The 6,153-nt window shown below is 41.3% G+C and carries 6 protein-coding genes and 1 pseudogene; 5 read left to right on the top strand and 2 right to left on the bottom strand.

From position 1 onward, the window contains the following. The 5 genes and pseudogenes from B4F08_RS09985 to B4F08_RS10005 all read left to right on the top strand — a co-directional run. Positions 1–157, top strand: a pseudogene (locus B4F08_RS09985) (acyl-CoA desaturase); the annotation flags it as partial. A gap of 73 nt (positions 158–230) precedes the next feature. Further along, a complete protein-coding gene (locus tag B4F08_RS09990) occupies positions 231–560 on the top strand; it encodes a DHCW motif cupin fold protein (protein ID WP_086210413.1) in 330 nt (109 codons plus the stop codon). A 78-nt stretch (positions 561–638) separates the two neighbouring features. Then, positions 639–2,084, top strand: coding sequence for a protein adenylyltransferase SelO (locus tag B4F08_RS09995; RefSeq protein ID WP_291374285.1), 1,446 nt, complete (start codon positions 639–641; stop codon positions 2,082–2,084). 78 nt (positions 2,085–2,162) lie between these two features. Then, positions 2,163–2,450: a DUF6150 family protein gene (locus tag B4F08_RS10000; protein ID WP_291374286.1), complete on the top strand. Its 288-nt coding sequence runs from the start codon at positions 2,163–2,165 to the stop codon at positions 2,448–2,450. Positions 2,451–2,474: 24 nt separating this feature from the next. Then, the gene (locus tag B4F08_RS10005; protein WP_291374287.1) at positions 2,475–2,846 is read left to right on the top strand and encodes an MmcQ/YjbR family DNA-binding protein; all 372 of its coding nucleotides are present in this window, start codon (positions 2,475–2,477) and stop codon (positions 2,844–2,846) included. Between the two features lie 979 nt (positions 2,847–3,825). Here B4F08_RS10005 and B4F08_RS10010 read toward each other — a convergent pair. Both B4F08_RS10010 and B4F08_RS10015 read right to left on the bottom strand, forming a co-directional pair. After that, entirely contained in the window at positions 3,826–5,181 is a 1,356-nt protein-coding gene (locus tag B4F08_RS10010) for an amino acid permease (RefSeq protein WP_291374288.1), read from the bottom strand. Positions 5,182–5,390: 209 nt separating this feature from the next. After that, positions 5,391–6,077 (bottom strand): response regulator, encoded by a 687-nt coding sequence (locus tag B4F08_RS10015; RefSeq protein WP_004983596.1) that lies wholly within the window; start codon positions 6,075–6,077, stop codon positions 5,391–5,393. Positions 6,078–6,153: the final 76 nt, after the last annotated feature.

Genomic DNA, 6,153 nt, shown 5'->3' on the forward strand with positions numbered 1-6,153 from the left:
AATTCAAGCCAAGAAAACAGCTGTAGCTGAAAAAATTCATCAAATGGATGAAAAGCTTAAAATTGAATTTCAATTGGTTGAACAGCGTTTAGGTCATCATCGTCAAACCTTAACCACGCTGATGCGTAGCATTAAAAAAGCGCCTGTTTCACAATAATTGATTTCTAATAATCGTTTCAAAAGAAAGCTCCGCAAGGGGCTTTTTTTAGCAGTTCATAAAGGATAACAACATGGATATAAACAACATCCCATTCGGTATCACCAACTGGGCCGAGATACCCACCACCCGCCATACAGGTGATCAAGGTTATGCCCTATGGCGCACGCAGCAATTTGACGCGATTCGCGTGCGTATGGTGGAGTATTCGGAGAACTATTTGGCCGACCATTGGTGTTCTAAAGGACATATCCTGTTGTGCTTAGAAGGCGAACTCCACACCGAACTAGATGATGGTCGTAGCTTTACCCTTACGGCTGGCATGAGTTACCAAGTTGCAGATCAAGCTGAAGCCCATCGCTCGTCCACCTCAAAGGGTGCCAAGTTATTTATAGTCGACTAAAACAGTTGGTTATATATCTTGACACTAAAACTTTGCTATATTGATGGGGTCATGGCTTATCCCTTGTGATCTTTCACTATGCAATTCAACTCACGCTATTCCCTCCTTCCTTCAAAGCTTTATCACCATCAACAGCCCCTTCCACTAAAAGGGGCAAAAGCAGGTCATTTCAATGCAGCCTTAGCAGAACAGTTGCAATGGTCTGAAGCTGACAAACAGTCTTGGATAGAGATTTGTAGCGGACAGAAAACCTTTAGTGAATTTGAACCTTTGGCAATGGTTTATGCTGGACATCAATTTGGTCAGTGGGCGGGACAGCTCGGTGATGGTCGGGGTTTATTGATCGCGCAAATTCTTGATCAACATGGTCAAACCATTGACCTGCATTTAAAGGGTGCAGGTTCTACCCCTTACTCACGTATGGGAGATGGCCGTGCGGTACTTCGCTCCGTCATTCGTGAGTATTTGGCTGGACATGCACTGAATAGTTTAGGCGTGGCATCAAGTAACGCTGTCGGCTTTACCTCGTCAGCTCAAGGCGTGCAGCGGGAGAAATTAGAACTCGGCGCGATGATGTTACGTACATCAGACTGTCATATTCGCTTGGGACATTTTGAGTGGATCAATCAGTATCAACCTGATTTACTTGGCGAATTTACGCAAAAATGCATCGCATGGCATTACCCCGAATGTTTAGAGGCAGAACAACCTGTTTTGGCATTTGCAACCCAAGTGATTCAACGGACTGCGGTCATGATTGCCAAATGGCAACTGGTCGGCTTCGCACACGGAGTGATGAATACCGATAATTTAAACATTACGGGTTCAACCCTCGATTTTGGCCCCTATGGTTTTATGGAACGTTTCCGTCCGAATTGGATTAACAATCACTCCGACTACCAAGGCCGCTATACCTATCAACAACAGCCGAGCATTGGACACTGGAACTTATGGACATGGTTGAATAACCTCATTCCGCTTTGTCCACAAGACTATGACAAAGAACAATGGAAGCAAGACCTTGCCACTTGCCTAGAGCACTATGAACCCACGTTCTTGGAGCACTACAAACTGGGTTTAAGTCAGAAAATGGGCTTACCTCATTTCCACACTGACAGTTTTGACTGTGCCATGACCTTCTTACGGATTCTACAAACCGAACAGCTCGACTACACACAGAGCTTTACTCGTTTGCAGAATAAACAATATGAAACAATTAAAGATGACTGCCTTGACCGCCGTCAGTTTGAAAGTTTCCTTGCGCAATATGAACAGATTCGTGCCAATCAAGACACAGTAGTACTCGATGCAGCCATGCAACAAGCCAACCCTGTTTATATCCTACGCAATCACATGGCGCAAAAAGCGATTGAACTGGCTGAACGGAATGATTTCTCAGAAGTCGAACGCTTATTTGACCTCCTCAGCCACCCGTTTGAGCGGAATGTAGCCCTAGAGAAAGCTGAGGATGTAGCACCTTTATCAACCGATGTTCCAGAGGTGATGGTGAGTTGTTCCTCATGATAAGTGGAACTTAAAACCTTATCTTTTATAAATTATTTGTGTATCATGGTTAATAACCAATCAATAATTGATAATAATATGGCATTAGTCAAAGTAAAAGAAAGTCGAAGTTCTTCTGACTTTCTTGTTTGTGAGGTAACTTCTCGTAGCGCAGCAGACTTATTAGTATGTCGAGTTGAATCAAGAAGTCCTGCTCGTGGAAATGATGAATTATGGTGTTTCGTTGAATCTAGTTCTATCGCTGATTCAAAAATTTGCTTTGTCAACTCTCGAAATACGGCTGACCTCCTTATTTGTTATGTTAATTCTAGAAGCGTTGCGGGATGGGTTAAAGATCATTCTTTAAAAGGAAAAATCTTTAAATAGTATTATTTAATTAATTAGTTATAAATGACATTACATAAACTTGTTGCATCATTTGCTTTACACCTGCCAGAAGTGACGTGTAGTCAGCCCTTTGGTGAGGGCTGTGATGTCTATAAAGTCATGGATAAAATGTTTTTGCTCAATTCATCTTTAAAGGGTGTGGCTTTAAGTAACTTAAAAGTCAAGCCTGACCACGGCGCGATGCTACGTGATATTTATCCGTATATTCATGCAGGTTGGCATATGAATAAAAAACATTGGATTTCAATTTATGAGGATGAAAACGTAGATCCAGATTTAGTCATAGATCTAGTACACAGCTCTTATGAGCTCGTGGTATCCAAGCTGAATAAACGACAAAAACAGCGAATTGCTGCACTTCAAGCCATCACCTAAACATGTATTGAATGAACAGAATTTAATTACTCCTTTTACATGTTCTAAAGCTGAACCCTATCACTGCATCAAGCAGATCATAGGTTTGAACGCATATTATCTAGGCTGTGCAACTTTTCAACATTTTATATACTGTTTCTCTTTGGAAAAGAAATACAAAAATGAAAATGCAATGAATATTTGCTAGGTCAAAAAAAAGCCCGACATCCTGTCGGGCTTTTTTCGTATCACTTAGCTAGGTATAACTCCTGTCGTACCTCACATCCTCGTGCTGAACTTATTATTTTTGTTTTATGTTTTGGAACTTCCTGTTCTCTATGACTGCATCATATAAAAAATTTGGAGGCTGACCTAGACGCAATCCGCTTGAATAGTTGTAAGCCAAAGCGTACACAAAAAATGATCTAAAAGGGACTTACCCCCAAAATTATCCGCAGAAATTGTGGATAGTTTTCAGGATGCCTGAAGTTGAGCCTGACTCCTTAAAGTTAATTTTTGAGTACTTTAAAAGCAACTTGATAACCCACTGCTTCAATCTGTTGGAAATACAACCTCTCTTTTCTCAATTTTGCCTATTTAATTATCTATACATATCAATCCGAAAAAACTGAGTATAAGCATCGCTCACTCGCCACTCAAGTTAATCCAAAAGCTATGGTGAACCTCATACGAAGACCCTCTGAGATTGAATGAAATCTAGGTCATTTATCTGCTCAGTTGCTTATTTGATCGCATTGTTGCAAAATTTGGATACTATCTCACAACCCAACCCTAAGTGACGTGCACATGGCTAGCAGAATGCTTCGCTGATTTGAATACAGACTCATCGACCTTGTCTAAAACAAACGTAAAAGTAAAAAGACAAATTAAAACATTATTCAAAATGCTTAAATTTAGTAATCAATCAGAATCCTAAACGATCAAAAAACCAATAAAAAAGGACTCATATTGAGTCCTTTTCAACATCGTTACCTACGCTTTAGCTTTTCTTCGGCTTCAATGTTTTAAATAAAACAAAGAGCACGAGGATCCAGACAGGAAGCATTAATACTGAAAGCATAAAGCCTTGATTCCACATGATATATAAAATCATCAGCATAAAGGCTAGAACAAAATAATTGCTAAACGGTGCAAACAACGCTGGAAACTTGGTTTGAATGCCTTGTTTTTTCATACTCTGTCTAAATTTAAGATGAATCAAACTGATCATCATCCAATTCAGCACCGCAGCACTAACCACAATATAAATCAGATAACTGAGTGCTTTTTCAGGCAAAAAGTAATTCAACAGTACGCAACCGAAAATCAATAATGCTGAAAATAAAACCGCCGCAATTGGTGTCCCTTGTCGATTCACATGCTTAAAAACTTGTGGAGCATTGCCCTGTTCTGCCAGACCTAATAGCATGCGACTATTGGCATACATGCCACTATTACAAACAGAAACCGATGCAGTCAGAATAATAAAATTGAGTAAATGCGCTGCCCAATCAATGCCCATTTGCTTAAAAATAAGCACAAATGGACTTTTATCTAGCCCACCCAAATCCAATTGATTCCAAGGCACCAGAGACAAAAGAATCGCCAGCGAGCAAATATAGAATAGGAAAACCCGAATCACCGTTTGATTGACGGCTTTTGGAATGTTCTTTTCAGGATCTTCGGTTTCCGCAGCCGCCATACTAATCAGCTCAATGCCGCCAAAGGCAAACATCATAAAGGCCAACATATAAAACAAGCCTTCAAAGCCATGAGGGAAAAACCCGCCATGTACCCATAAGTTCGTGATGGAGGCAGTGGAACCGACATCAGCCGTCAATAACAGATAAACCCCGAAGATGATCATGGCAATAATCGCCACAACCTTAATCATCGACAGCCAGAACTCAGACTCCGCATACAATTTGACATTGGCGAGATTGGCCAGTGTAATCACCACAAAAAACACCAGCACCGAGACCCACGCAGGAATATGCGGCCACCAGTAATTCACATACTTGCCAATCGCGGTCAGCTCAGTCATCACCACCAAGATATACAGTACCCAGTAGTTCCAGCCTGTTAAAAAGCCTGAAAACCGCCCCCAATACTTAAAGGCAAAGTAGCTGAATGAACCCGTCACAGGCTCATGTACAATCATTTCACCGAGCTGACGCATAATTAAAAATGCAATCAAACCACCAATCATATAACCCAAAATAATGGATGGACCAGCAGACTCAATAATATGTGCTGAACCTAAGAACAAACCTGTACCAATTGCACCACCCATGGCGATCAATTGAATATGGCGGTTCTTTAAACGGCGCTGAAGTTTAGGCGTCTCGCTGCTCAAAACACATGCTCATCTGATAAAAAAATGAATTGTACCGCTTGTACAGGCGGTCAACCAGTCTTGCCCTTTAAAATCGCCGATTGTCCCGTCTCGCTTTAGCAATTTCGCATTCAAACTGACTGTCATTTTTGCTTATTCCCTCCCCTGAATGCATAAAAAAGCGGATAAGCCTAAGACTTATCCGCTTTTTTATTGTTTAGATAACTGAATTAATCTTCAGGATATTCAAAACGGTAACCTACACCATATACTGCCTGAACCCATTCATGACGGTTGCCTGTTTCAGCTGCATCCGAAATCTTACGACGTAAGTTCTTAATATGACTATCAATCACACGGTCAGCAACTTCAAAGCTGTCTGGGTTGATATGATCTAGCAACTGCGCACGTGAATAGACTTGCCCCACATGCTCTAAAAACAACTCCAGTAAACGAAACTCGGTCGGTGTTAGGTTTAAAGGCTTTTGTTGATACCAAATGCGTTGCTGCGCTTTATCCATACGGAATAAAGACTGATCTTCAGGCTCAGCTTTACGCTCTAAACGGCGTAACACGGCTTGGACACGCGCCACTAATTCTTTCGGGCTAAATGGTTTACACACATAGTCGTCTGCCCCCATGTTCAAGCCAAGCACGCGGTCAATTTCTTCGGTACGTGCGGTAACCATAATGATCGGTAAATCCGACTGTTCGCGGACTTTACGGCAAATGGTTAAACCATCCATACGCGGCACCATCAAGTCTAAAATCATGAGACTCGGTTTACGCTGCGTAAAGCTATCAAATGCGTCCTGACCATCGTGAAACATACTGACTTCAAAGCCCGCTGCTTCAAGATAATCGCGGACCAATTGTGCAAGTTCTACTTCATCTTCAACCAGCATAATATGTTTCATACATACTTCCTTTTGTGTTTCATTTTTTTGGGAACGTTAACTTGCAACGTAAACCACCCAAAGGCGAATGATCAAA

It is taken from the genome of Acinetobacter sp. UBA6720 (assembly GCF_002454215.1).
In the GTDB taxonomy this organism is placed as follows: Bacteria; Pseudomonadota; Gammaproteobacteria; order Pseudomonadales; family Moraxellaceae; genus Acinetobacter.